A 22,908-nucleotide genomic window follows, 5' to 3' on the forward strand; every position below is an offset into this window, starting at 1 on the left:
CATAGCGCCGTGGAACCACCTGATCCCATGCCGAACTCAGAAGTGAAACGCGGTAGCGCCGATGGTAGTGTGGCATTCGCCATGCGAGAGTAGGACACTGCCAGGCACCAAATACAAGAAACCCCGCTCATCGAGCGGGGTTTTTTATTGCCTGCAATTCAGCACGTCGCCGGATTATTAGACTTTACCCTTCTTGTCATTCATTGATTACCCTTCTAAAGCCCCAAAAAGGCCCCTTTTCTGTTCGATATTTCCTCACTAGTTCAATGTGTTGGATATAAAAAGCACAGAATGTGATGCCTCTACCTTTCTTGTGATGCCTGCTCTGGTTTAATTCTTCAGTCCACATGGATGGACCAAGGAATCACAATAATTTAAGGAATAGACCCATGTTCAAAAGAACAGTAACGATGATGCTGGCGGCGGGAACCCTGGTATTAGGCGGTTGCGCATCCAATGGTGGTGCAGAGCAGGCGGGGGCAGACAACAGCGACTTCGGTGGCAAGTCCATCTACCTGCGCGGGGAGATGAATGACTGGATGGCGACTGATGAAAGCAAGGTAGTCAAGGTGGCCGACAAGCTCTATATGGCCAAAGGCACCCTCAAGAAAGAGTGGGCCCCCTACAAGTTCAAGTTTGCTGATTCAGGCTGGAGCTGCGGTACCAACTTTGGCTACAAGAGCCCGAGTGATGGTGTTGCCGTGTTGGGTGGTGAGGCGGTGCCGGTCAACCCCTGCTCCAAGTATGAGGACATGAAGTTCTCACCAGATGCTGATGGCGTCTACGAGTTCTATCTGAATATGGCGGGTGAAACACCGACCGTTTACGTCAAGAAGCCCTGATCTATCTCTGAGTGTTAAATCTCTCAGCAAATTAATCAGTTAAGTGCCTCGGCCCAGAAATCTGCTGGCCGGGGCATTTTTTTAGGTTAGAATCGGCGCCCTCATGGCATCAGGTGTACTATATGTTGTGCCATTAATTTTAGATGGCACCATTGGTTGTGTTTTCTGCTGTTGTCATGATGTTGATGCATTCACATAAGGTTGATTGAAAATGGCTAAATCGAACCCGGTGCTGGAGAGTGAGCTTGGCTCCCGCCTTATCCCCATGCAGGAAACGTCCCTCGAGATCTGGGATAGCAAGTATCGCCTCAAGAGCAAGGATGGCACTCCCATCGACAGCTCTATCGATGAGACTTACCAGCGGGTAGCCCGTGCGTTGGCAGAGCAGGAGCTGGAACCGGAGGTCTGGTATGAGCCATTCCTGTGGGCGCTGCGCAATGGGGCCATTCCGGCGGGCCGCATCACCTCCAATGCCGGGGCGTTTGAGCACAAGCCTGCCACTTCAACCATCAACTGTACTGTTTCGGGTACCATCGAAGATTCGATGGACGATATCCTTGGCAAGGTGCACGAGGCCGGTCTGACCCTGAAAGCCGGTTGCGGCATCGGATATGACTTCTCGACCCTGCGCCCGCGCGGTGCTTTTGTCTCCGGTGCCGGTGCCTACACTTCCGGCCCGCTCTCCTTTATGGATATCTATGACAAGATGTGTTTCACCGTCTCGTCAGCCGGTGGCCGTCGCGGCGCCCAGATGGGCACCATGGATATCCGCCATCCCGATGTGATCGAGTTTATACAGGCCAAGCGTGAAGATGGCCGCCTGCGTCAGTTCAACCTCTCTCTGCTCATCACTGAAGATTTCGTCAAGGCGGTGAAAGAGGATGCCCCTTGGTCGCTGATCTTCCCCTATACCGCTAAAGAGGTGGAGCAGGATGGCATTGCGCTGGACGATCCCGCTCAGGTGCTCTGGGCCGACTGGCCCAACAAGGAAGGGGTTGTATTCAACGAGTTGGGGCAGGTCGCTTGTAAGGTCTACAAGACCATGCCAGCCCGCAAGCTGTGGAATGTCATCATGACCTCCACCTATGACTATGCAGAGCCCGGCTTCATCCTGATCGACAAGGTCAACCAGATGAACAACAACTGGTTCTGTGAAGAGATCCGCGCGACCAACCCCTGTGGTGAGCAGCCGTTGCCGCCCTACGGCGCCTGTCTGCTCGGCTCGGTCAATCTGACCAAGTTTGTGCGTGACCCCTTTACTGAAAAAGCGGCTTTCGATTGGCAGGCGTTTCGCAAGGTGGTAGCCATCTTTACCCGCATGCTCGACAACGTGGTAGAGATCAACCAGCTGCCGCTAGCCAAACAGCGCGAGGAGATCACAGCCAAGCGCCGTCACGGCATGGGTTTCCTGGGGCTTGGTTCGACCCTTACTATGCTGCAGATCAAGTACGGCTCTGCGGCATCCGTAGCCTTTACCGAGCAGGTATCCCAGGAGCTGGCAATGACCGGCTGGCAGGAGTCCCTGCGTCTTGCCAGGGAGAAGGGCCCGGCCCCCATCATGGAGCAGGAGTTTGAAGTGACTGGCAAGATGATGCGTCTGCGCCCGGAAATGGCGGCTGATGGCATCAAGGTGGGTGACAAGGTGAAGGGCAAGGTGCTGCACGCTCGTTATAGCCGTTATATGCAGCAGGTTGCCGAAGTGGATCCTGCGCTGGTCGCCGAGCTGGCGGAAGTGGGTGGGCGTTTCACTCACCACAGCAGTATTGCGCCCACCGGCACTATCTCCCTGTCCCTGGCCAACAACGCCAGCAACGGCATCGAGCCGAGCTTTGCCCACCACTACAGCCGCAACGTCATCAAGCCGGGCAAGAAGAGCAAGGAGAGCGTCGATGTCTACTCCTTCGAGCTGCTGGCCTATCGCGAGCTGGTGAATCCGGCCGCCATGCCCTATGCCGATGATGAAGCGAGCCGTCTGCCGGACTATTTCATTACTGCCGATGACATCAGCCCGGCGCAGCATGTGGATATTCAGGCTGCGGCCCAGCGCTGGATTGACTCCTCCATCTCCAAGACCGCCAACGTGCCAACCGATTTCCCGTTCGAGCAGTTCAAGGACATCTACATGTATGCCTCGGACTCTGGCCTCAAGGGCTGCACCACCTTCCGCTTCAATCCGGAGGCCTTCCAGGGCGTGCTGGTGAAGGAGAAGGATCTGGAGAACACCCTCTATGAGTTCACCCTGGAGGATGGCTCCGTCATCTCCGTCAAGGGGAACGAAGAGATCGAATACGATGGCGAGCTGCATACGGCCGCCAACCTCTACGACGCCTTGAAAGAAGGCTATTACGGTAAATTCTGAGAACGACATTATGGTCAAGAAGATCGACAAGAAAATCGTCGCCTACAAGGTGCGTACCAAGGATGAGCCGCAAGAAGATCTCTCTGTGCAGGATGACGTAGTGCATATGCACGAAACCGTGTTGCGCCCGGAGCGGCTGATGGGCACCACCTACAAGTTGAAGACGCCGGAGCATGTCTCCGAGCACTCGCTGTTCATCACCATCAACGACATCATTCTCAACGAGGGCACGGTTCACGAAACTCGCCGTCCGTTCGAGATTTTCATCAACTCCAAGAGCCTGGAGCACTATCAGTGGATCGTGGCGCTGACCCGCATTATCTCGGCGGTATTCCGCAAGGGGGGGGATGTCACCTTCCTGGTCGAGGAGCTGCGCTCGGTGTTTGATCCAAAGGGCGGCTACTGGAACAAGGGCAAGTATGTGCCGTCGCTGATCGCCGAAATTGGCAACGTGATCGAGAGCCATCTCACCGAGATCGGCATGCTCAAGGCGCCGGGGTTGGACGAGCATCAGCAGGCATTTCTGGCCGAGAAGCAGGCCGAGTTGAAAGCCGCTCAGGAGGCTGAAGAGCAGCAGACGAGCAGTGGTTTCCCGGCCAATGCAGCGCTCTGCTACAAGTGCCACACCAAGGCGCTGGTGCTGAAGGATGGCTGCATGACCTGCCTCAACTGTGGCGACTCCAAGTGCGGCTGACAGACATGTTCAAGTAGTTGAACGATAGAAAAAAGACCGGCCACAGTGCCGGTCTTTTTATTGCTGTTTTTATGCTCAATCAAATCAGGCGGCCAAGTGATTTGTTGCGCGATAGTAAAATCGGGCGTAGCGTTGAGGGTAATAAAACTGTCACGGCCGTGTGGTTTCAATGACATCTGAGATTCACACACGTGGCCCTTCAGTGCCAAGGAGGATGCTTATGGACAATACGGACCGAAAGCTGTTTATCCTGGATACCAACGTTCTGCTTCACGAACCCCTCGCTATCTACTCCTTCAAAGAGCACGACGTGCTCATCCCCATGACGGTGCTGGAAGAGCTCGATAACATCAAGGATCGCAACAAGGATGTCAGCCGCGACGCGCGGGTGGCCATTCGTGCGCTGGAAGATGTGTTCCGCGATGCAACCCCGGATCAGATCACCCAGGGCGTGCCGCTGGCTGGCGAAGCGAGCGGCAATATCTGCATCTTCAGCGATCACCATCTGCCGCAGGATGCCGAGGTGTTTACCGACAAGGAGGCCGACAACCGCATCATCAACGCGGCCCTCTATCTGCAAAAGCACGAGTTGAAGCGTCAGGTGGTGCTGGTCACCAAAGACATCAACATGCGCCTTAAGGCCAAGGGGGCCGGGCTTGCTCACGTTGAAGATTACCGTAGCGACCAGCTGATCGACGATATCCGCCTGCTGGCTAAAGGCTTTCAGGTTGTGCCCGGCAGCTTTTGGGAGCGGGTTGGCGAGTGCGAGAGCGAGACCCATGGCCGCGACACCATCCATGTGATCGATGCCAATCTGCTGGAAGGGGTTCACGTAAACCAGTATCTGGTGGATGAGGAGAATTTCTTCGCAGCCCGGGTGCTCAGCCACGATGGCAACAAGATCCGCATCAAGGATCTGGGCCGCGAGCGGCTGATGTCCCGCAAGGCGTGGGGTGTCCATCCCAAGAACGTCTATCAGGGAATGGCTTTGGATGCACTGCTCGATCCGCACATCGATCTGGTTATCCTGACCGGCCCGGCGGGTTGCGGCAAGACCTTGCTGGCCATGGCTGCTGCGCTGGAGTTGGTGATTGAGAAGGGCATTTACGAGAAGGTGATCGTCACCCGGAATACCCCGGAAATTGCCGAAAGCATCGGCTTCCTGCCCGGCACCGAAGAGGAGAAGATGATGCCCTGGCTGGCGGCGGTGACCGACACCCTGGAGGTGCTGCACAAGCAGGACGAGAACATGAGCGGCTCGCTCAGCTACATCATGGAGAAGGCCAACATCCAGTTCAAATCGGTCAACTTCATGCGCGGGCGCAGCATCCAGAACACCTTCGTGCTGCTGGATGAGTGCCAGAACCTGACGGCTTCCCAGATCAAGACCATCATTACCCGTTGCGGGGAGGGCACCAAGATCGTCTGTTCCGGTAACCTGGCCCAGATCGACTCCAACTATCTGAGCCCAGTGACCTCGGGTCTCACCTACATCGTCGAGCGTTTCAAGGATTTTGACGGCAGTGCCAACATTTTCCTCAATGGTGTGGTGCGCAGCCGATTGGCTTCGTTCGCCGAGGAAAACCTCTGATTTAAATGAATATTTCCAGATACAAAGGGAGGCCAATCGGCCTCCTTTTTTGATCATGGCGCAGTCTTTACTCCCAAGGGCTATTGGCCAAGGTAGCGCAGCAGCCCCGGGTGGTCGCTATTTTGCAGAATATCCGGCTTGCCTTGCAGGGCGATGCGGCCCTCGTCGACAAAGAGCACCTGATCGGCAATCAGCTGGGCATCTTCCGGATTGTGGGACACCATCAGTACGGTAATGCCCTGTTCGCAGGCTAGCCTCGCCACTTCCGCCAGCATCTCCCGGCGCAGGGCGGGATCGAGGGCAGAGAAGGGCTCATCCAGCAGCAGCAGCGGTTTGCCGCGCACCAGCGCGCGAGCCAGCCCGACTCGCTGCTGCTGGCCGCCGGAGAGCTGTTCAGGCTGGCGGTTTAACATCTCGCCAAGACCAACCCGTGCGGCTGCATCGATCACCTGTGCCCGCTGGGCGGCACTCAGGCGCAGACCCGGGTGCAAGCCGATGGCGATATTGTCGAACACCGACAGATGGAGGAACAGGTTGTGATCCTGAAACAGGGTGGTGACTGGTCGCTCGGCCGGGCCCAGCGGCAGCAGATCTTCGCCATCGAAGCTGAGGCGGCCCGACTCCACCGGCACGAAGCCGGCGATCATCCCGAGCAGGGTCGATTTACCTGCGCCACTTGGGCCGATCAGTGCGGTGATCTCTCCCTTGGGCAGGGTCGCGCTGAAGCTGACGCGCCAGTCGGGGTAGCTGGTCACCAGCGTATCAATGTTCAGCATGTTTTCCTCCTCAAAGGGTTCGTTCCATCAGCCGGAGCAGCCGCAGAAACGCTGGCACAGGGGCGCAAGGCGTTTAGTATCTCAATGTTGCTCGCCATTTTTTCCTCCAAGCCCCCGCTCCACCAGCCAGAACAGGGAGAAACAGAGCGTCAGCAGCAGCAGAGCGGTGGCGGCTGCCTCGGTCAATCGATAGCTGCCAAGCTGTTGGTAGAGCAGCCAGGGCAGGGTGGTGAGCTCCTGACTGCCAAACATGGCGATGGCACCGAGATCCCCCAGCGAGAGGATCATCGACAGCGCCATCGCCAGTGCCAGCGGGCGGCGCAGCAGCGGCCACTCCACCAGTCGCAGGCGATGCCGGCCACGTACCCCCAGACTGTCCGCCAGCCGGTCATACTGGCGCACCACCAGCTGCATGGGGGCGGAGAGAGTGCGCAGCACATAGGGTAGCGCCATCAGGGCGTTGACCAGCACTACCAGCCAGGGGCCGAGTGCGAATACATCGGAGAACGGCATAAACAGGATGAAGAGACCGGTGGAGAGCACCACTGCCGGGATCATCAGGATCATCGAGCCGCTGGCCTCCCACAGGGCCGCAGCCCGCCGCTGGCGGGTGCGCACTTTGAGGTGACGGCTGGTGAGCAGCAGGCCGCTGCCGAGCAGGGTCGCCAGGGTGCCTGCCGCCAGTGCAATCAGCAGCGACTGGCCGCTCGCCTGCCACAGTTTGCTGGAGGTGAGTGCCGTCAGCAGGCCGGGGTGAAGGCCCGCCACCACGATGGCCAGCAGCGGCGGCAGAAAGATGGCGAGCCCGATACCGAGCGAGAGCAGATCCACCACGGCTGTGCCCGGCTGATGGCGATCTGGCCGTAGGCAGGGGCGACGAGGCGTCACCCGACTGGCCGGGGTGCTCTGCAGCTTGTGCTGCAGGGCGAGCAGGGCGGCGGTCAGGATCAGCTGCACCAGCGCCAATCTGCCCGCGGTGGCGAGATCGAAGTCAAAGCGCAGCGCCTGATAGACGGCCACCTCCAGGGTGGTCGATTTCGGCCCGCCCCCCAGCGCCAGCACGGTAGTGAAGCTGGTGAAGCAGAGCATAAAGATGAGGCTGGCCAGCCCGGGCAATATACCGCGAATGAGCGGCCACTCCAGCAGCCGGAAGATATGGGATGAGCGCATGCCAAGCTGGCTGGCGAGGCGCCAGCTAGATTCTGGGATACTCTCGATGCTCTGCAGGATGAGACGTGCCGCCAGCGGCATGTTGAAGAAGACATGGGCCAGCAGAATGCCGAACAGGCCGTAGAGATAATTGCCGGGATCCAGCCCCAGTGAGCGCAACAGTTGCTGCAGCCACCCCTGTTTGCCGTGTACTGCCACGATGCCGAAGATTGCGATGATGACCGGCAGCACCAGCGAGAGGCCAAATAGCTTGATCAGCAGGGTTCGGCCAATGAAACGGCGCCGCGCCAATGCACGGGCCACCGGAATGGCCAGCCCCAGGCTCAGCAAGGTGGAGAGCAGTGCCTGCCCCAGACTGAAGCCCAGCACATGACGCAGATAAGGATCTGCGAACAGGGTGCGGGGTGCCAGCGAACCGGCCTGCCACAGCAGGGCCGCGAGCGGCCCGAGGGATAACAGCAGGATCAACAGGGTGGCTGCACTGCCCGGCAGCCACCAGAGGGGACGAGCCTGTGGTTTCAGATAACGGCTCACTGGGTGACGGCTTGCAGCCACTCGCGGATCCACCCTTTGCGATTGGCGGCCACCTCATCGCTGCTGAAGGCGAGCGGCTTGGCTACAGTGATCATCTGCTCGAAACCTTTTTGCAGTTGGGTATCGATCACCGGATACATCCAGTTGCCGGTCGGGATCTCATTCTGGAAGGCGGGGCTCACCATAAATTGCAGGAACTGGTCAGCCAGCTTCTCCTGTTTGGCGCTCTTCAGCTTGGCGGCCACTTCCACCTGACGGTAGTGGCCCTCTTCAAACGCCGCAGCCTGATACTGGGGCTTGTTCTCGGCAATCAGGTGATAGGCCGGAGAGGTGGTGTAGGAGAGCACCATGTCCGCTTCGCCATCGAGGAACATGCCATAAGCCTCTGACCACCCCTTGGTGACGGTGACCGTCTTTTTGGCAAGCTCGGCCCAGGCGGCAGGCGCCTTGTCGCCGTAGACAGACTTCATCCACAGCATCAGCCCCTGCCCCGGGGTGGAGGTGCGGGGATCCTGATAGATCACCTTGAGGTCGGGACGCTCCACCAGCTCTTTCAGGCTCTTGGGCGGCTGCTTGAGTTTGTCTTTGTCATAGACGAAGGCAAAGTAGCCGTAGTCGTAGGGGACGAAGGTGTCATCCTGCCAGCCACCCGGCACCTTGATGCCATCCAGCTTGGCGGGATGGGGGGCGAACAGACCGCTCTGCTTGGCTTCGCTGATGAGGGCATCGTCGAGCCCCAGCACCAGATCAGCCTTGCTGTGGTTGCCCTCCAGCCGCAGCCGGTTGAGGATGGCGACCCCATCTTCGAGGGGAACCAGATTGAGGGTGCAGCCGCACTCTTTCTCGAAGGCCTGTTTGATCTTGGGCCCCGGACCCCACTCGGCAGTGAAAGAGCTGTAGGTGTAGACGGTGAGGGTGTCGGCGGCGAACACATTGGCCGACAGCAGGCCGGTGGTGACCAGCAGCAGGGTCTTCATGGGTGGCACTCCCTATTACTTGTTAATAACGAGGTGCCAGCGGGTGAGGGCGCAAAAAATGAGCGCCATGCCTCAAATTCCTCCGCCAGCATTATCTGGATCAGGTACACGGGTATAATCTCAGCGGTAAACCGCACCCCGTTTGAGAAACGAACCGCATTGTATTAACGTTCTTTTGGGTAGACCAGCACAATTGTGCAATACCCATGAGATGACGCCCACCCAACAGAGGATGTTCGCGTGCTTACCAATACCAAGGAAAGGCGTGCCTTTGCGCGCATGGTCATCAATGCTCCGGTCACCGTCTATCAGCAGCAGCTGGTGCTGGAGGGGATCTGCCGGGATCTCAGTGCCAACGGCATGGGGATTGCGGTCTCTGAACACCAGCTCGACATCAATCAGCCCATCCGGATCAGTCTTGCCACCAACAACAATCTGTTGCCTCCCTTTGAAGCCCATGCCCGTATTATCCGGGTGCTGGAGGAGGAGAGCGGGTTGTTGCTGGCGGTAGAGTTTCTGCCTCAGGGTTAATCCTCTCTCCCCATCGGCAGAGGGAGGGGATTAGCCTTTTTCCTGAACCGGCTGCACACTCAACTGCTTGCTATCGACCAGCGTTTTGCTGGACGATGCTATTTGGCCTGCAGGCAAGGTGGCGGGACCGGTAGGTTCGAGCAACAGGTAGTTCTGCCCCTGCCAGTTGAGGGTCACATCCCCCGGCTTGGCGGGCAGGTCAACGGCCAGCAGGGCATGGCCGGGGACGAACACCATGGCCTGTTTCAGCTCCGGAAAGAGCTGGGCCAGCATGGCAGCCATCAGGGTTACCTTGCTGTCGCAATCACCCCGGTTCTGCTCCAGCACCTGACGGGGCGGGAGAAAGCCCTTGCCCTGCCTGCCGTTCAGGCTGTCGAGCTGCTGATAGGGGATGCTCTGGATAAAGGTGAGCATATGGGCCACGGTCTTCTGGCGCGCTTCCGTTTCGGTGCTGCCTTGCTGCTTGAGTTGATCCGCCAGCGGAGCCAGCCCGCTGCGACTCTCCAGCGCGATGCGCACATGGTCCTGCTTCACCGCCAGCTGCCCGTCCGGGGTGTTGAAGTACTGGAAGTAGTGTTTGGTCAGCCACGCCTGCTCCTCTTTGCTCCGCTTGGACTGCAGAAAGGCCATCGCCTCGCGCGCCTTGTCCTGATTGCGGCTTTTCAGATGCAGCTCCAGCGAGGGACGGGCGAGGGTGAACTGCACCTCGGGGTAGTTCTGGCGCACCTCCCGCAGCAACACCTGCAACACCTCCTCCTGCATTCTCGCCGGGCGATAGGCGATAAGGGGCGGCAACTTGCCCTGTTCGAGCCGGTAGGTGAGCTGTTGGGGTTTACCTTCGCTATCCTGCCAGCCGACGCTGATCTGGCCGAGGCTGTTGTTGAAGCTGGTTTGGCTGGCCCCCGCAGGCAGGGCAAGCAGCAGGGCACAGAGCAGAGGAATTGCCGTCGGTCTCTTCATCATCCTTTCCTGTGGCGCGGGCCAGTTCCGGTGGCCCAAAGTGGGAAGCGTAGCGGACAGTAAAACAGGGAGCCGAAGCTCCCTGTTGATTCTACTCGTTTTTTTGCAACTGGCGCGTTAAATCCAGCTCGGCTGCTTCGCCTCAAAAGCGCTGATGGCGGCCTCGTGCTGCAGAGTCAGGCCGATGGCATCCAAGCCGTTGAGCAGACAGTAACGGCGGAATTCATCGATCTCGAAACCGAAGCAGAGGCTACCTGCACGTACCTGATTGTCCTCCAGATCCACCTCGATCTCGATGCCCGGTTTGGCGGCCACCAGCTGGAACAGGGCGTCGACCTCCTCCTCCTTCAGGCGTACCGGTACCATGCCGTTGTTGATGGCGTTGCCGTAGAAAATGTCGGCAAAGCTCGGGGCTATGATGGTCTTGAAGCCGTAGTCGGCCAGCGCCCAAGGGGCGTGCTCGCGACTCGAGCCGCAACCGAAGTTCTCCCGCGCCAGCAGGATGCTGGCACCGGCGAATTGCGGCTGGTTCAGTACAAACTCGGGGTTGGGCTGCTGGCCGGCATCGTCCAGAAAGCGCCAGTCGTGGAACAGGTGCTTGCCAAAACCGATGCGGTTTACTTTTTGCAAAAACTGCTTCGGAATGATGGCGTCGGTGTCGACGTTGGCGCTGTCGAGGGGGACGACGATCCCTTTATGCTGTTTGAATCCTGTCATCGCTCTTTCCTCTTACAGTGCGCGAATGTCGGCGAAGCGGCCGGTGACGGCGGCGGCGGCGGCCATGGCCGGGCTGACCAGATGGGTGCGGCCGGCGCGGCCCTGACGCCCTTCGAAGTTGCGGTTGCTGGTGGAGGCGCAGCGCTCTCCCGGTTGCAGCCGGTCGTTGTTCATGGCCAGACACATGGAGCAGCCCGGCAGGCGCCACTCAAAACCGGCCTCGATGAAGATCTTGTCCAGCCCCTCGGCTTCGGCCTGCGCCTTCACCTGCTCGGAACCCGGCACCACCAGCGCCTGCACGCCAGCGGCTACCTTGCGACCGCGAGCGATGGCGGCGGCCGCACGCAGATCCTCGATGCGGCTGTTGGTGCACGACCCGATAAACACCTTGTCGATGGCAACGTCTGAGAGCTTCTGACCCGGTTGCAAGTCCATGTAGGCGAGCGCCTTGCGGGCTGACTGCTGCTCCATCAGATCGCTGAAGGATTCCGGCGCCGGAATGGGTTCATTAACGGCAATCACCTGGCCCGGGTTGGTACCCCAGGTGACCTGTGGGGCGATATCGGCGGCATCGAGCATCACTTCGGCATCGAAACGGGCACCTTCATCGCTCTTGAGGCTCTGCCAGTAGGCGATGGCCTGCTCCAGCACCTCGCCCTTGGGGGCAAACTCCTTGCCGCGAATGTAGTCGATGGTGGTCTGGTCGGGGGCGATCATGCCGGCCTTGGCGCCGAGCTCGATGGCCATGTTGCACACCGTCATCCGCCCTTCCATGGAGAGGCTCGCAATGGCCTCGCCAGCAAACTCCACCACGTAGCCGGTACCACCGGCGTGGCCGACCTTGCCGATAATGGCCAGCACAACGTCCTTGGCGCTGATGCCCTCCGCCAGCTTGCCGTTGACCGAAATGCGCATGGTCCTGGCGCGACCCTGTTTCAGGGTCTGGGTCGCCATCACATGTTCCACTTCGGAAGTGCCGATGCCGAACGCCAGTGAGCCGAAGGCACCGTGGGTGGCTGTGTGAGAGTCGCCGCAGACGATGGTGGTGCCGGGCAAGGTGATGCCGAGCTCGGGGCCCATCACATGGACGATCCCCTGATATTTGTGGTTGAGATCGTAGAGGCGAACCCCGAACTCTTTGCAGTTGTCCGCCAGCGTCTCCATCTGGATGCGAGCCATCTCGCCGGAGGCGGCGATGTCCTTGGTGGTGGTGGAGACGTTGTGATCCATGGTGGCCCAGGTCAGGTCTGGGCGGCGCAGCTGGCGGTTCATGGCGCGCAGGCCGTCAAATGCCTGCGGGCTGGTCACTTCATGTACCAGATGGCGGTCGATGTAGATGAGGGGGGTCTCCCCTTCCACTTCCCGTACCACGTGGGCGTCGAATACTTTCTGATAGAGGGTCTTGGCCATTGCTTCTCTCTTCCTTGTTCTCTGTTATGCGGCTCAGATCCGGGCGGCGATCTGGCTACCCATCTCGGACGTGCTCTGCACCGGATGGCGGGCGCTGGCCTGATGCAGGTCGGCGGTGAAGTAACCCTCGGCCAGGGTCTGGGCCACGGCCTGCTCAATGGCCTGGGCGGCAGCCTCCATCCCTAAGCTGTAACGCAGCATCAGGGCGGCGGAGAGGATCTGGGCGATGGGGTTGGCAATGCCCTTGCCGGCGATGTCCGGCGCCGAGCCACCGGCCGGTTCGAACAGGCCGAAACCCGATTCGTTGAGGCTGGCGGAGGGGAGCAGTCCCATGGAGCCGGTGATCATGGCGCACTCGTCGGAGAGGATGTCACCGAACAGGTTGGAGCAGAGCAGCACATCGAACTGGGACGGATCCTTGATGAGCTGCATGGTCGCGTTATCGATGTACATATGGTTGAGGGTTACGTCCGGATAGGACTTGGCGACTTGCGTCACCACCTCGCGCCACAGAATGGAAGAGGCGAGCACATTGGCCTTGTCGATGGAGGTGACCTTGCCACGGCGCACGCGAGCCGACTCAAAGGCAATCTTGGCGATGCGCTCAATCTCGAAGCGATGGTACACCTCGGTGTCGAACGCCTTTTCGTTCGCCCCTTCTCCCTCGCGCCCCTTGGGCTGGCCGAAGTAGATGCCACCGGTCAGCTCGCGCACACAGGCGATGTCAAATCCGCGATCGGAGATGTCGGCGCGCAGGGGTGAGAACTGCTCCAGACCGGTGTAGATGCGGGCCGGGCGCAGGTTGCAGAACAGTTTGAAGTGGGCACGCAGGGGCAGCAGGGCGCCACGTTCCGGCTGATCGTTGGGGGGCAGATGTTCCCATTTCGGGCCGCCCACCGAGCCAAACAGCACGGCATCGGCCGCTTCACAACCTTTGATCGTGCTTTGCGGCAGCGGGGTGCCGTGGTTGTCGATGGCGATGCCGCCCACGTCATGGCGATCATACTCGAAGGCGAGGCCGAACCTGGCCTGCACCTTCTCCAGCACCTTGATGGCCTCGGCCATCACTTCAGGGCCAATGCCGTCACCCGGCAATACTGCGATCCGATAACTGCTCATACACTCTCCATCCTGATATTGTCTTTGAGATCCCTCTGTCCGGTTTCCCCGACGCTGCGCGCGGTTACCGGTTCAGACGTTCCCCGTCCCGATGTTGTCATTCCATGCTGTCTGTGTGGCTGCGAGTCCTGCTCAGACGGTTTCCGATTTGATGCTGTCATTCCATTCCGTCTGTTTGGTTCCGAGCCCTGTTCAGACGGTTTCTGATTTGATGCTGTTATTGCGTTCCATCTGTTCGGCCACCTGATCGGCGCGCCAGATGCTGTTGATCACATGGAGCAGGGCGTGGGCCGAGGATTCGATGATGTCGGTGGCCAGTCCCATGCCGTGGAATTTGCGCCCCTTGTACTCGGCGACGATATCGACCTGACCGAGGGCATCTTCCCCTTCGCCCTTGCTCTTGAGGGCATATTTGTCGATGCGGATCTCATAGCCGGTGATGCGGTTGATGCACTGGTAGACCGCATCCACCGGGCCATTGCCGGTGGCCGCTTCGCAGATCAGATCCTGTCCCACCTTCAATTTGACCGAGGCGGTGGCGAGTACCGAGCTGCCGCTCTGCACCCCGAGGTACTCCAGTTTGAAGTGCTCCGGCTCTTCGTGGATCTGGCTGAAGAAGGCCAGTGCTTCGAGGTCGTAGTCGAACACCTGCCCCTTCTTGTCGGCCAGGGTCAGGAACTTGCCGTAGAGGTGGTCGAGGTCGTAGCTGCTCTCGGCGTAGCCCATGGACTCCATCCGGTGCTTGATGACGTGACGGCCGGAGCGGGAGGTCATGTTGAGGTTGTTCTGGGTCAGGCCAATGCTCTCGGGAGTGATGATTTCGTAGGTATTTTTCGCCTTGAGCACCCCATCCTGATGGATTCCGGAGCTATGGGAGAAGGCGTTGGCCCCGACGATCGCCTTGTTGGGCTGCACCGGCATGTTGCACAGCTGGCTGACCAGCGTGCTGGTGCGATGAATTTCGTTGTGGCGGATATTGGTTTGCACCCCGAGCAGGTCGGCGCGAGTTTTGAGGATCATCGCCACCTCTTCCAGCGAGCAGTTGCCCGCCCGTTCGCCGATGCCGTTGATGGTGCACTCGATCTGGCGGGCCCCCATCTGCACCGCGCCGATGGAGTTGGCCACCGAGAGCCCCAGATCATCATGGCAGTGGACCGAGATGATGGCCTTGTCGATGTTGGGCACCCGGTTGAACAGGGTGTGGATGATGCCGGAGAACTCGGTCGGTACCGTATAGCCCACGGTATCCGGGATATTGATGGTGCGGGCGCCAGCCTTGATGGCGGCCTCCACCATGCGGCAGAGATTATCGATGGGGGTTCGGCCTGCATCCTCGCAGGAGAACTCCACATCATCGGTGTAGCGCAGGGCGTGCTTGATGGCGCCGACCCCCATCTCCAGCACATCCTCGAAGCTCTTTTTCAGCTTGCTCTCCACATGGATGGAGGAGGTGGAGATAAAGGTGTGGATGCGAAACGCCTCGGCGACCCGCAAGGCTTCACCGGCGGCGTCGATATCCTTGGGCAGGGCGCGGGCGAGGGCGCAGACCCGGCTGTTTTTGATGTGGCGGGCGATGGTCTGCACCGATTGAAAATCGCCGGGAGAGGAGACCGGGAAGCCCACCTCCATGACGTCGACACCGAGCCGCTCCAGCGCCTGGGCTATCTGCAGCTTCTCCTTGACTGTCAAACTGGCCGCCAGGGCCTGCTCACCATCACGCAAGGTGGTGTCGAATATGATGACCCGATCTGACATGTGACTTCCCTCTTCCTAAGTTCGGTAACGTGCATCCTGCGGCGGCATAAAAAAACCCGTGCAGGGTGCACGGGTTTTTGTAAATTCCGGCTATGCCTTAGCCCGGCTACAAGGATCCCGCGCGAGTTAACGCGATTAGGGAGATTAGTAGTAGCGGGGTGGCAATACGCATGACGTTGTTATTCCTTCCAGTCGATAACGCTTTTACCAATATCGAGATTTTTATGCTGTGTCAACACGGAAGGTCAGGGGCAATCTGCTGACGTATTTAATCGGATTGTAAAGGATTGCAAATTTCCTTGTCCCATATTCGGCCCATGACCGATTATCTGGTCATTCCTGCTGTGCTCTATTCTCTGCACAACCAGATCGACTTATCAGCATTGGCTGAATTATCTGAGGTGTTAAATGGAAAAACGTAGACCTGGTCGTCCGGTCGGACGTTCTGACATTCGTGACAAGTTGCTTGCTGCCGCCCGTGAGCGTTTTCTCAATACTCCCTATAGCAAGGTGACTACACGCGAAATCGCGGAGCTTGCTGGCTCCAATCTGGCAATGATCCACTACTACTTCGGCAGTAAAGAGGGTCTTTACAAAGCGGTGCTGGGCGATGTGGCCGAGCCCCTCGACCATGCCTGGCAAGATGAACACAGCAATCACAGCCTCAACGAGCTGCTCAACACCTACTATCAGGTGATGGCGCCCAACAGCGAGCTGACCTCTGCAATCTCCAGCGCATTGTCGACCGAGAAGAGTCCGGGCCGGGATTTTGTGCTGAACCGCCTGCTGGAACGTCAGCTGCCGCAGTTCGATGCCCTGCTGGAAACCATGAAGTCCAACGGCGAGCTGGGTGACAACCTAGATCCCGACATGCTGAAGATCTCCTTCCTCAGCATGATGTGGCAGCCATTCGTGATGAAAGATCTCTACGAGCAGGTGTTTGGCCTGAAAGTGGATGAGCACTTCATGGCCCGTCTGGCGGACCACAATTGCCGTCTGATGGAGACCGGTCTGCGCGGCAGCCACTGATTTTGCCGCAACATCGAGATTAAAAAGGGGCCATTCGGCCCTTTTTTCATAAATCTGTTATCCCTTGTTCAACGTAACGTCATCCCGCTTTCTTACTCTGCAAGCAGAATTCAGGGGAGGAGGGGATATGAACAAGATCCAGCAATGGGACCTGCAGGTGTGCCGGGTCTGCCTGCTTCACGGCTACAACCGGCAGCAGGCGAGGGTGAGTCGTCTCATTTCCCGCACCGGCGATGGCCCGCTTTACGCTGTGCTGGCCGCCTTGCTCTGGTGGCAGGGGGAGGCAGAGCGGGAGCTGGTGCGACTGGCGCTGCTAGCCTTCGCCATCGAACTGCCCCTCTATCTGCTGCTGAAAAACAGCCTGAAACGGCAACGGCCGGTCGGCTTGCCGGTCTTCATCACTCCTTCCGATCGTTACAGCCTCCCCTCCGGCCACACCGCTGCCGCTTTTCTGATGGCCACCATACTGGCCTCCGGCTTTCCGCTCTGGGCGCCCCTGCTGTTTGGCTGGGCGGCGCTGGTGGGGGCATCCCGGTTGCTGCTCGGGGTACACTACCTGAGCGATCTGGTTGCCGGTGCCCTGCTGGGTGGCGGTTGCGCCGTGCTGGCGCTCAGCTGGAGCCACTCATGAGGATACTGTTCGGGGTGCAAGGCACCGGCAACGGTCATATCAGTCGCAGTCGCACCCTGGCGCGGGCGCTGCGCACGGCAGGGGTCGAGGTGGATTATCTCTTCAGCGGTCGCCCCGCCGACCGCTACTTCGACATGGAGGAGTTTGGCGCCTACCGCGCCTTTCCCGGCCTCACTTTTGTCAGTCACGAGGGGCGAGTTTCTCCGTGGCGCACCCTGCAAGCCGCCTCGCCGCTCACCTTCTGGCGGGATCTGCGGTCTCTCGATTGCAGCGAATACGATCTGGTGGTGAGCGATTTTGAGCCACTCACCGCCCACGCTGCCCGCCGCTATGGCAAGCCGAGCCTCACCGTCAGCCATCAGGCCAGCTTCAACTGGCCCATTCCGCGCTGGGGGGAGGATGGGGTCAGCCGCCAGCTGATGCGCCACTTTGCCCCGGTGGATCAGCCGCTCGGGCTGCACTGGTTTCACTTCGGTCACCCCTTGTTGCCGCCGGTGATCGACCCTATCGCCGCTGCGCCGGATAATGGCGAGATCCTGGTCTATCTGCCATTCGAGCAGACCGAGGCGATCGCCGCCCTGTTGTCGCGCTTTGGTCAGCAGCGCTTTGTCTGCTTTCACCCCGCCATTCGTACCCCCAGCCAGTGGCGCAACCTGCGCTTCGAACCACCGTCGCGGCACGGATTTATCGCCGTGCTGGCCGGTTGTCGCGGTGTCATTTCCAACGCGGGTTTCGAGCTGGCTTCCGAGGCGCTCACCCTCGGCAAGAAGCTGCTGGTCAAGCCCCTCGGCGGCCAGTTCGAGCAGCTGACCAACGGCAAGACGCTCGAGATGATGGGGCTGGCGACCCTGATGGATGTGCTCGATGCCAATTTGGTGCGCACCTGGCTCGACAGCGCCTCGCCGGGGGCGGTTTGCTACCCCGATGTAGCGGGGGAGCTGGCCCGCTGGCTGGCGGCGGGAGCCGACGAGAGCGTAGCCTCTCTGTCACGGCGGCTCTGGGCGCGCACCCTGTTTCCGGAGGAGGTGAGTGATCGTCTGAGCGAGCTGGATGGGGGCGACTGTTTATCCAGTTGCTGGTTATCGCAAGTGAGCGTTGTTGACTAGACTGAAAGGCGATCCCACCAAGGAGAGGACGGAGCAAATGCGCTTTACCAATGAAAACGGCGAAGTCATGAACCTGGCTGACAATCTCACCCTGCACGAGTTGCTCGATATGGGTGTCAGCATCTCGGTCAGTGAAGAGACCGATCCGGATCAGCAGATCTGGCTGGCGGAGCCGGATCAGGAGAACTGAGTCATCATTCGGCATCAAGCCCACCGCTGAGCGGTGGGCTTTTTTGTGGCTGTTTTCCCCCTCAGCGGAATGATCCGCTGGCCATTCCCCGACTTCCTTCCCTTTTGTCTCATGGTCGCTGCAGCAAGTCATTGAATGTTAATAGCCGGTTGAAATGTATGACTGTTCTGGTCAGATAAAGCCGTGGACAAGCGTTATGAAGCGGGTTAAGTTGGTTTTTCACCCTATTTTCGGGTGAATGACGGAAAAATCCTTTTTTTCTACTGTCGACGGGGCTGAATTGGGCCGATCTGCATTCAGATAACAACAAGAAACGGATCGGGCCGTGCCGGGAAGCACGGCATCGTCGGCGGGATTCGCTAAACGGAGCAAAGCCTGGAGGGCTTTATCATGGAGATGTTATCAGGCGCCCAGATGGTGGTTAGAGCGCTGGAAGATCAGGGAGTTGAGCACGTCTTCGGCTACCCTGGTGGCTCAGTGCTCGACATCTATGACGCTCTCTTCGAAAACGGCAAGATGGAGCATGTCTTGGTGCGGCACGAGCAAGCCGCGGTTCACATGGCTGACGGTTACGCGCGTTCCACCGGCAAGGTGGGGACTGTGTTGGTAACGTCAGGCCCGGGAGCGACCAACTGCATTACCGGTATTGCCACCGCCTATATGGATTCCATTCCGCTGGTGATCCTCTCCGGCCAGGTGCCGACCAGCATGATCGGTGAGGATGCGTTCCAGGAGACCGACATGATCGGTATCTCCCGCCCGGTGGTGAAGCACAGCTTCCTGTGCAAGAAGGCGAGCGATATTCCCGAGGCCATCAAGAAGGCCTACTACATTGCCGCCAGCGGCCGCCCGGGGCCGGTGGTGGTGGATCTGCCCAAAGATGTGCAGAACCCGAAAGAAAAATTCCCCTACCAGTATCCCGAGACGGTCTCCCTGCGCTCCTACAACCCGACCAAGTCTGGCCATAAAGGGCAGATCAAGCGGGCAGCCAAGCTGCTGGTAGAAGCCCAGCGCCCGGTGATGTACGTGGGCGGCGGCGCTATCAATGCCAACGCGGATCATCTGGTGACCAAGCTGGCAGAGCTGCTGAACCTGCCGGTGACCACCACCCTGATGGGGCTGGGGGCTTTCTCCGGCGTCCATCCGCAATTTATCGGCATGCTGGGGATGCACGGCACCTTCGAAGCCAACAAAACCATGCACAACGCGGATCTCATCTTCGCCGTGGGAGCCCGCTTCGATGACCGCGTCACCAACAACGTGGCCAAGTTCTGCCCCAATGCGACCGTGGTTCATATCGATATCGACCCCACCTCTATCTCCAAAACGGTGCAGGCCCATGTGCCCATCGTCGGCTCGGTGGAAACCGTGTTGGAGCAGATGCTGGAAGTGATCCGCGAGTGTGGCTTCGATAACGACAAGGAGGCGCTGGCGGACTGGTGGAGCCAGATCAACCAGTGGCGCTCCCGTCACTGTCTGGCCTACGAAAAGTCGGCTACCCAGATCAAGCCGCAACAGGTTATCGAGACCCTTTACAAAGTGACTCAGGGTCAGGCGTTCGTCGCCTCCGACGTCGGTCAGCACCAGATGTTTGCTGCCCTCTACTACCCGTTTGCCAAACCGCGCCAGTGGATCAACTCAGGGGGCCTCGGCACCATGGGCTTTGGTATTCCGGCCGCCATGGGGGCCCAGTTTGCCAACCCTGATGCGGTGGTCTGCTGCGTCACCGGGGATGGCTCGGTGCAGATGAACATTCAGGAGCTCTCTACCTGCATGCAGTACGGGGTGCCCATCAAGATCATCTCCATCAACAACCGTGCGCTGGGCATGGTCAAGCAGTGGCAGAAGATGTTCTACGGCGGCCGTCACAGCCACTCCTACATGGAGTCCCTGCCGGACTTCGTCAAACTGGCGGAAGCCTACGGCCACGTCGGCATCGCGGTGAGTGATCCGGCGGAGCTGGAGAGCGCCATGGAGAAGGCCTTCGCTATGAAGGATCGGCTGGTGTTCATGGATATCTCGGTCGACCCGGATGAGCACGTCTATCCGATGCAGATCAAGTTTGGTGCCATGGATGAGATGTGGCTGAGCAAGACGGAGAGAACCTGATGAGACACATCATTTCAGTACTGCTGGAGAACGAATCCGGCGCCCTGAGCCGGGTGGTGGGTCTCTTCTCCCAGCGCGGCTACAACATCGAGACCCTGACGGTAGCGCCGACCGAGGATCCCACCCTGTCACGCATGACCATAGTCACCATGGGTGACGAGCGGGTGCTGGAGCAGATCCAGAAGCAGCTGCACAAGCTGGTGGATGTGCTTAAGGTGTGCGACTTGAGCGAAGGGGAGCATATCGAGCGGGAGATTGCGCTGGTCAAGGCGCGTGCCGCCGGTGGGGCCCGTGACGAGCTGAAACGGCTGGCAGATATCTTCCGTGGCCAGATTGTCGACGTCACCCCCGAGCAGTACACGGTACAGCTGGTGGGCACCAGCGAGAAGCTGGATGCCTTTATCAAGACTGCCGCCCAGACCAACGAGATCATCGAAGTGGTGCGCTCCGGCGTCTGCGGTATCTCCCGGGCGGACAAGGCGCTGCGGCCCTGATGGCTGGCGGGACAGCTGATGACTCGTCAGCTGCCGCAGAGTGAAAGGAAAGAGGGCTCTGCGGAGCCCTCTTTGTTTGGTTTTGCTTTACGAGGGTAGGGATGATGTTCGGTATTCATGATCTTGCTCTGTTTATGGTCTCGGGGCTGCTGCTCAATATCATGCCGGGGCCCGACTCCCTGCTGGTCATGCTGCGCAGCGGTTCGCAAGGGTGGCGTGCCGGTTCGGTCGCGACCCTTGGCATCGGCACAGGTGTCATGGTGCATGTGCTGGCGGCGGCCCTCGGTCTGTCGGCCCTGCTCAGTGCCTCGGCCGAGTTGTTTGCCCTTATCAAGCTGGCTGGCGCCATCTACCTCATCTATCTGGGGTTTTCCCTGCTGCGCCAGCAGGCAACGGGTGCAATGGAGAGAGGGATCACCTTGCCTGCCCTATCCTATGGCCAGATTTACCGGCAGGGAGTGCTGACCAATGTGCTCAACCCCAAGGTGGCGCTCTTTTTTCTCGCCTTCGTGCCCCAGTTCATCGCACCGGATGCCCCCGACAAGGCGCTCGCCTTTATTCTGCTTGGCTGCATCTTCAATCTGGGCGGCATCATCTGGTGTCACCTGCTGGTCTTTACCACCGTCTATGCCAGCCACAGGGTTCGGTTGTCACAGCGTCTTGGTCGCTGGCTCAATCGGGGCATCGGCACCCTGTTTGTCGGACTCGGGATCAAGCTGGCCAGCGACTAGCTCGCCGCTTTCTGACTTGGGGCAGGTTATCGTGCGCGGCGCTGTGGTATGGTCGGCTGTCAGATGCGGGGTCTCTCCCGCGCGCTCTTATCAACGCCAGCATTGCTGGCTGCAGCAGCGAGATCCCTTGCCCAGATGAACATCGCCCGGCTCAAGAACTTTACCGAGATTGTGAAGAACAACTTCAACATCTCGGCGACGGCGGAGAAGCTCTACACCTCCCAGCCCACTCTCAGCAAACAGATGAAGATGCTGGAAGATGAGCTGGGGCTCGCCCTCTTTACCCGCAAGGGGAAGAATCTGGTCGGCTTGACCAGCGCAGGCGAGAAGGTGATGGAGCTGGCCAAGGGAGTGGTGGCGCAGGTGGAGCAGATCAACCAGCTGTCGCTGGGGGAGCAACTGGCCACCAGCGGGGTGCTGCGTATCGCCACCACCCACACCCAGGCGCGCTACAAGCTGCCAGCGGTGATCACGGAGTTCAGCCGTCGTTATCCCGATGTGGCGATCCAGCTCCATCAGGGGGCGCCTGCCCAGCTGGCCCAGATGGTGCAAAGCGGCGATGTGGATATGGCGATCGCTACCGAATCCATGTATCTGTTCGACGAGCTGGCCGCTGTACCCTGTTATCGCTGGGGGCGCAGCGTGGTGGTGCCCCACGGTCATCCGCTGCTCGACTGCCAGCCGCTCTCGATGGCGGATCTGGCTCGCTATCCCCTCATCACCTATGTGTTCGGCTTTACCGGACGCTCCAAGATGGACAAGGCTTTCGGCCGCCACGGCCTCTCGCCAAAAACAGTGCTGACCGCCACCGACACCGACGTGATCAAGCACTACGTCCGGCTCGGCATGGGGGTCGGGGTGATCGCCAGCGTGGCCTTTGACGAGGGGGACAGGGAGGATCTGGTGAGCCTCAATATTGACCACCTGATCGCTTCGAGCGCGACCCACATCTGCCTGCGCAAACATGCCCATCTGCGCGACTACATGTATGACTTTATCCACCTCTACGCTCCCCATATCAGCCGGGAGACGGTGCAGCTGCACCTTATCAACCAGCCGCCCGCCGCCAATATGGTGGAGCTGCCGTGGTTGTAGGCGTCGGTTGCTTGCAGTGCAGAGATAAAGCGCTGGAATAAAAAGTGCAAAGACAAAAAAAGAGAGGCCTTGGCCTCTCTTTTGGTTT

The 22,908-nt window shown here is 59.4% G+C and carries 21 protein-coding genes, 1 rRNA gene and 1 riboswitch; of the genes, 14 read left to right on the forward strand and 8 right to left on the reverse strand.

From position 1 onward, the window contains the following. The 5 genes from rrf to ACB042_RS19545 all read left to right on the forward strand — a co-directional run. Positions 1-106: ribosomal RNA gene (gene rrf, locus ACB042_RS19525) — 5S ribosomal RNA — on the forward strand; the annotation flags it as partial. A gap of 283 nt (positions 107-389) precedes the next feature. Next, the gene (locus ACB042_RS19530; RefSeq protein WP_005349109.1) at positions 390-842 is read left to right on the forward strand and encodes a pullulanase; all 453 of its coding nucleotides are present in this window, start codon (positions 390-392) and stop codon (positions 840-842) included. 211 nt (positions 843-1,053) lie between these two features. Then, positions 1,054-3,201 carry an adenosylcobalamin-dependent ribonucleoside-diphosphate reductase gene (locus ACB042_RS19535; RefSeq protein WP_371178961.1) on the forward strand — a complete coding sequence of 716 codons (2,148 nt, stop codon included), beginning with the start codon at positions 1,054-1,056 and terminating at the stop codon, positions 3,199-3,201. A gap of 10 nt (positions 3,202-3,211) precedes the next feature. Then, the gene (locus tag ACB042_RS19540; RefSeq protein ID WP_139493764.1) at positions 3,212-3,895 is read left to right on the forward strand and encodes an NrdJb; all 684 of its coding nucleotides are present in this window, start codon (positions 3,212-3,214) and stop codon (positions 3,893-3,895) included. Between the two features lie 220 nt (positions 3,896-4,115). After that, a complete protein-coding gene (locus ACB042_RS19545; protein WP_005358170.1) occupies positions 4,116-5,486 on the forward strand; it encodes a PhoH family protein in 1,371 nt (456 codons plus the stop codon). A gap of 80 nt (positions 5,487-5,566) precedes the next feature. Here ACB042_RS19545 and thiQ read toward each other — a convergent pair whose 3' ends face one another. From thiQ to thiB, 3 genes are all read right to left on the reverse strand, one after another. Next, positions 5,567-6,262 (reverse strand): thiamine ABC transporter ATP-binding protein, encoded by a 696-nt coding sequence (gene thiQ, locus ACB042_RS19550; RefSeq protein WP_128815406.1) that lies wholly within the window; start codon positions 6,260-6,262, stop codon positions 5,567-5,569. Positions 6,263-6,343: 81 nt separating this feature from the next. Further along, positions 6,344-7,966 carry a thiamine/thiamine pyrophosphate ABC transporter permease gene (gene thiP, locus ACB042_RS19555; protein WP_371178970.1) on the reverse strand — a complete coding sequence of 541 codons (1,623 nt, stop codon included), beginning with the start codon at positions 7,964-7,966 and terminating at the stop codon, positions 6,344-6,346. Further along, positions 7,963-8,943 (reverse strand): thiamine ABC transporter substrate binding subunit, encoded by a 981-nt coding sequence (gene thiB, locus ACB042_RS19560; RefSeq protein ID WP_371178962.1) that lies wholly within the window; start codon positions 8,941-8,943, stop codon positions 7,963-7,965. The genes thiP and thiB overlap by 4 nt, the downstream gene beginning before the upstream one ends. A 60-nt stretch (positions 8,944-9,003) precedes the next feature. Next, a riboswitch (TPP riboswitch) is annotated at positions 9,004-9,094 on the reverse strand. Positions 9,095-9,183: 89 nt separating this feature from the next. Between thiB and ACB042_RS19565 the strand changes: the two genes are divergently transcribed. Then, positions 9,184-9,474, forward strand: a complete 291-nt coding sequence (locus ACB042_RS19565; RefSeq protein WP_005339160.1) for a PilZ domain-containing protein — start codon at positions 9,184-9,186, stop codon at positions 9,472-9,474. A gap of 30 nt (positions 9,475-9,504) precedes the next feature. Here ACB042_RS19565 and ACB042_RS19570 read toward each other — a convergent pair whose 3' ends face one another. From ACB042_RS19570 to leuA, 5 genes are all read right to left on the reverse strand, one after another. Beyond that, entirely contained in the window at positions 9,505-10,434 is a 930-nt protein-coding gene (locus tag ACB042_RS19570; protein WP_371178971.1) for a transglutaminase domain-containing protein, read from the reverse strand. Positions 10,435-10,551: 117 nt separating this feature from the next. Then, the gene (gene leuD / locus ACB042_RS19575; protein WP_129504700.1) at positions 10,552-11,151 is read right to left on the reverse strand and encodes a 3-isopropylmalate dehydratase small subunit; all 600 of its coding nucleotides are present in this window, start codon (positions 11,149-11,151) and stop codon (positions 10,552-10,554) included. Positions 11,152-11,163: 12 nt separating this feature from the next. Continuing rightward, positions 11,164-12,561, reverse strand: coding sequence for a 3-isopropylmalate dehydratase large subunit (gene leuC / locus ACB042_RS19580; RefSeq protein ID WP_021231979.1), 1,398 nt, complete (start codon positions 12,559-12,561; stop codon positions 11,164-11,166). Between the two features lie 33 nt (positions 12,562-12,594). After that, positions 12,595-13,680 (reverse strand): 3-isopropylmalate dehydrogenase, encoded by a 1,086-nt coding sequence (gene leuB / locus ACB042_RS19585; protein ID WP_042052497.1) that lies wholly within the window; start codon positions 13,678-13,680, stop codon positions 12,595-12,597. 192 nt (positions 13,681-13,872) lie between these two features. Further along, on the reverse strand, positions 13,873-15,435 hold the full coding sequence (leuA, locus tag ACB042_RS19590; protein WP_005341192.1) for a 2-isopropylmalate synthase: 1,563 nt from the start codon (positions 15,433-15,435) through the stop codon (positions 13,873-13,875). A gap of 408 nt (positions 15,436-15,843) precedes the next feature. Between leuA and ACB042_RS19595 the strand changes: the two genes are divergently transcribed. From ACB042_RS19595 to ACB042_RS19630, 8 genes are all read left to right on the forward strand, one after another. Then, a complete protein-coding gene (locus tag ACB042_RS19595; RefSeq protein ID WP_005349170.1) occupies positions 15,844-16,464 on the forward strand; it encodes a TetR/AcrR family transcriptional regulator in 621 nt (206 codons plus the stop codon). A 127-nt stretch (positions 16,465-16,591) separates the two neighbouring features. Beyond that, positions 16,592-17,095: a phosphatase PAP2 family protein gene (locus tag ACB042_RS19600; RefSeq protein ID WP_075115363.1), complete on the forward strand. Its 504-nt coding sequence runs from the start codon at positions 16,592-16,594 to the stop codon at positions 17,093-17,095. After that, complete coding sequence (locus tag ACB042_RS19605; protein ID WP_005349173.1) at positions 17,092-18,201, forward strand: MJ1255/VC2487 family glycosyltransferase; 1,110 nt, start codon at positions 17,092-17,094, stop codon at positions 18,199-18,201. Before ACB042_RS19600 ends, ACB042_RS19605 begins: the two co-directional genes overlap by 4 nt. Positions 18,202-18,238: 37 nt before the next feature. Continuing rightward, positions 18,239-18,391, forward strand: a complete 153-nt coding sequence (locus tag ACB042_RS19610) for a hypothetical protein (protein ID WP_005339147.1) — start codon at positions 18,239-18,241, stop codon at positions 18,389-18,391. A 390-nt stretch (positions 18,392-18,781) separates the two neighbouring features. Beyond that, positions 18,782-20,500: an acetolactate synthase 3 large subunit gene (locus tag ACB042_RS19615; RefSeq protein ID WP_005339146.1), complete on the forward strand. Its 1,719-nt coding sequence runs from the start codon at positions 18,782-18,784 to the stop codon at positions 20,498-20,500. After that, a complete protein-coding gene (gene ilvN / locus ACB042_RS19620) occupies positions 20,500-20,994 on the forward strand; it encodes an acetolactate synthase small subunit (RefSeq protein WP_005311605.1) in 495 nt (164 codons plus the stop codon). The genes ACB042_RS19615 and ilvN overlap by 1 nt, the downstream gene beginning before the upstream one ends. A gap of 104 nt (positions 20,995-21,098) precedes the next feature. Continuing rightward, positions 21,099-21,725, forward strand: coding sequence for a LysE family translocator (locus tag ACB042_RS19625; RefSeq protein WP_236382452.1), 627 nt, complete (start codon positions 21,099-21,101; stop codon positions 21,723-21,725). Between the two features lie 135 nt (positions 21,726-21,860). Then, positions 21,861-22,820: a LysR substrate-binding domain-containing protein gene (locus tag ACB042_RS19630; RefSeq protein WP_005339144.1), complete on the forward strand. Its 960-nt coding sequence runs from the start codon at positions 21,861-21,863 to the stop codon at positions 22,818-22,820. Positions 22,821-22,908 lie beyond the last annotated feature (88 nt).

The organism is Aeromonas sp. S13(2024) (assembly GCF_041402405.1).
GTDB lineage: Bacteria > Pseudomonadota > Gammaproteobacteria > Enterobacterales > Aeromonadaceae > Aeromonas > Aeromonas veronii.

Bases quoted from the DNA above. Each gene is read 5' to 3' on its own strand.
- ACB042_RS19570 (WP_371178971.1), bottom strand. From the start codon at position 10,434: ATGAAGAGACCGACGGCAATTCCTCTGCTCTGTGCCCTGCTGCTTGCC.
- ACB042_RS19630 (WP_005339144.1), top strand. From the start codon at position 21,861: ATGAACATCGCCCGGCTCAAGAACTTTACCGAGATTGTGAAGAACAAC.
- ACB042_RS19530 (WP_005349109.1), top strand. From the start codon at position 390: ATGTTCAAAAGAACAGTAACGATGATGCTGGCGGCGGGAACCCTGGTA.
- leuA (WP_005341192.1), bottom strand. From the start codon at position 15,435: ATGTCAGATCGGGTCATCATATTCGACACCACCTTGCGTGATGGTGAG.
- ACB042_RS19595 (WP_005349170.1), top strand. From the start codon at position 15,844: ATGGAAAAACGTAGACCTGGTCGTCCGGTCGGACGTTCTGACATTCGT.
- leuC (WP_021231979.1), bottom strand. From the start codon at position 12,561: ATGGCCAAGACCCTCTATCAGAAAGTATTCGACGCCCACGTGGTACGG.
- ACB042_RS19535 (WP_371178961.1), top strand. From the start codon at position 1,054: ATGGCTAAATCGAACCCGGTGCTGGAGAGTGAGCTTGGCTCCCGCCTT.
- ACB042_RS19545 (WP_005358170.1), top strand. From the start codon at position 4,116: ATGGACAATACGGACCGAAAGCTGTTTATCCTGGATACCAACGTTCTG.
- ACB042_RS19610 (WP_005339147.1), top strand. From the start codon at position 18,239: ATGCGCTTTACCAATGAAAACGGCGAAGTCATGAACCTGGCTGACAAT.
- ACB042_RS19625 (WP_236382452.1), top strand. From the start codon at position 21,099: ATGTTCGGTATTCATGATCTTGCTCTGTTTATGGTCTCGGGGCTGCTG.
- ilvN (WP_005311605.1), top strand. From the start codon at position 20,500: ATGAGACACATCATTTCAGTACTGCTGGAGAACGAATCCGGCGCCCTG.
- ACB042_RS19605 (WP_005349173.1), top strand. From the start codon at position 17,092: ATGAGGATACTGTTCGGGGTGCAAGGCACCGGCAACGGTCATATCAGT.
- leuD (WP_129504700.1), bottom strand. From the start codon at position 11,151: ATGACAGGATTCAAACAGCATAAAGGGATCGTCGTCCCCCTCGACAGC.
- ACB042_RS19540 (WP_139493764.1), top strand. From the start codon at position 3,212: ATGGTCAAGAAGATCGACAAGAAAATCGTCGCCTACAAGGTGCGTACC.
- thiB (WP_371178962.1), bottom strand. From the start codon at position 8,943: ATGAAGACCCTGCTGCTGGTCACCACCGGCCTGCTGTCGGCCAATGTG.
- ACB042_RS19600 (WP_075115363.1), top strand. From the start codon at position 16,592: ATGAACAAGATCCAGCAATGGGACCTGCAGGTGTGCCGGGTCTGCCTG.
- leuB (WP_042052497.1), bottom strand. From the start codon at position 13,680: ATGAGCAGTTATCGGATCGCAGTATTGCCGGGTGACGGCATTGGCCCT.
- thiQ (WP_128815406.1), bottom strand. From the start codon at position 6,262: ATGCTGAACATTGATACGCTGGTGACCAGCTACCCCGACTGGCGCGTC.
- ACB042_RS19615 (WP_005339146.1), top strand. From the start codon at position 18,782: ATGGAGATGTTATCAGGCGCCCAGATGGTGGTTAGAGCGCTGGAAGAT.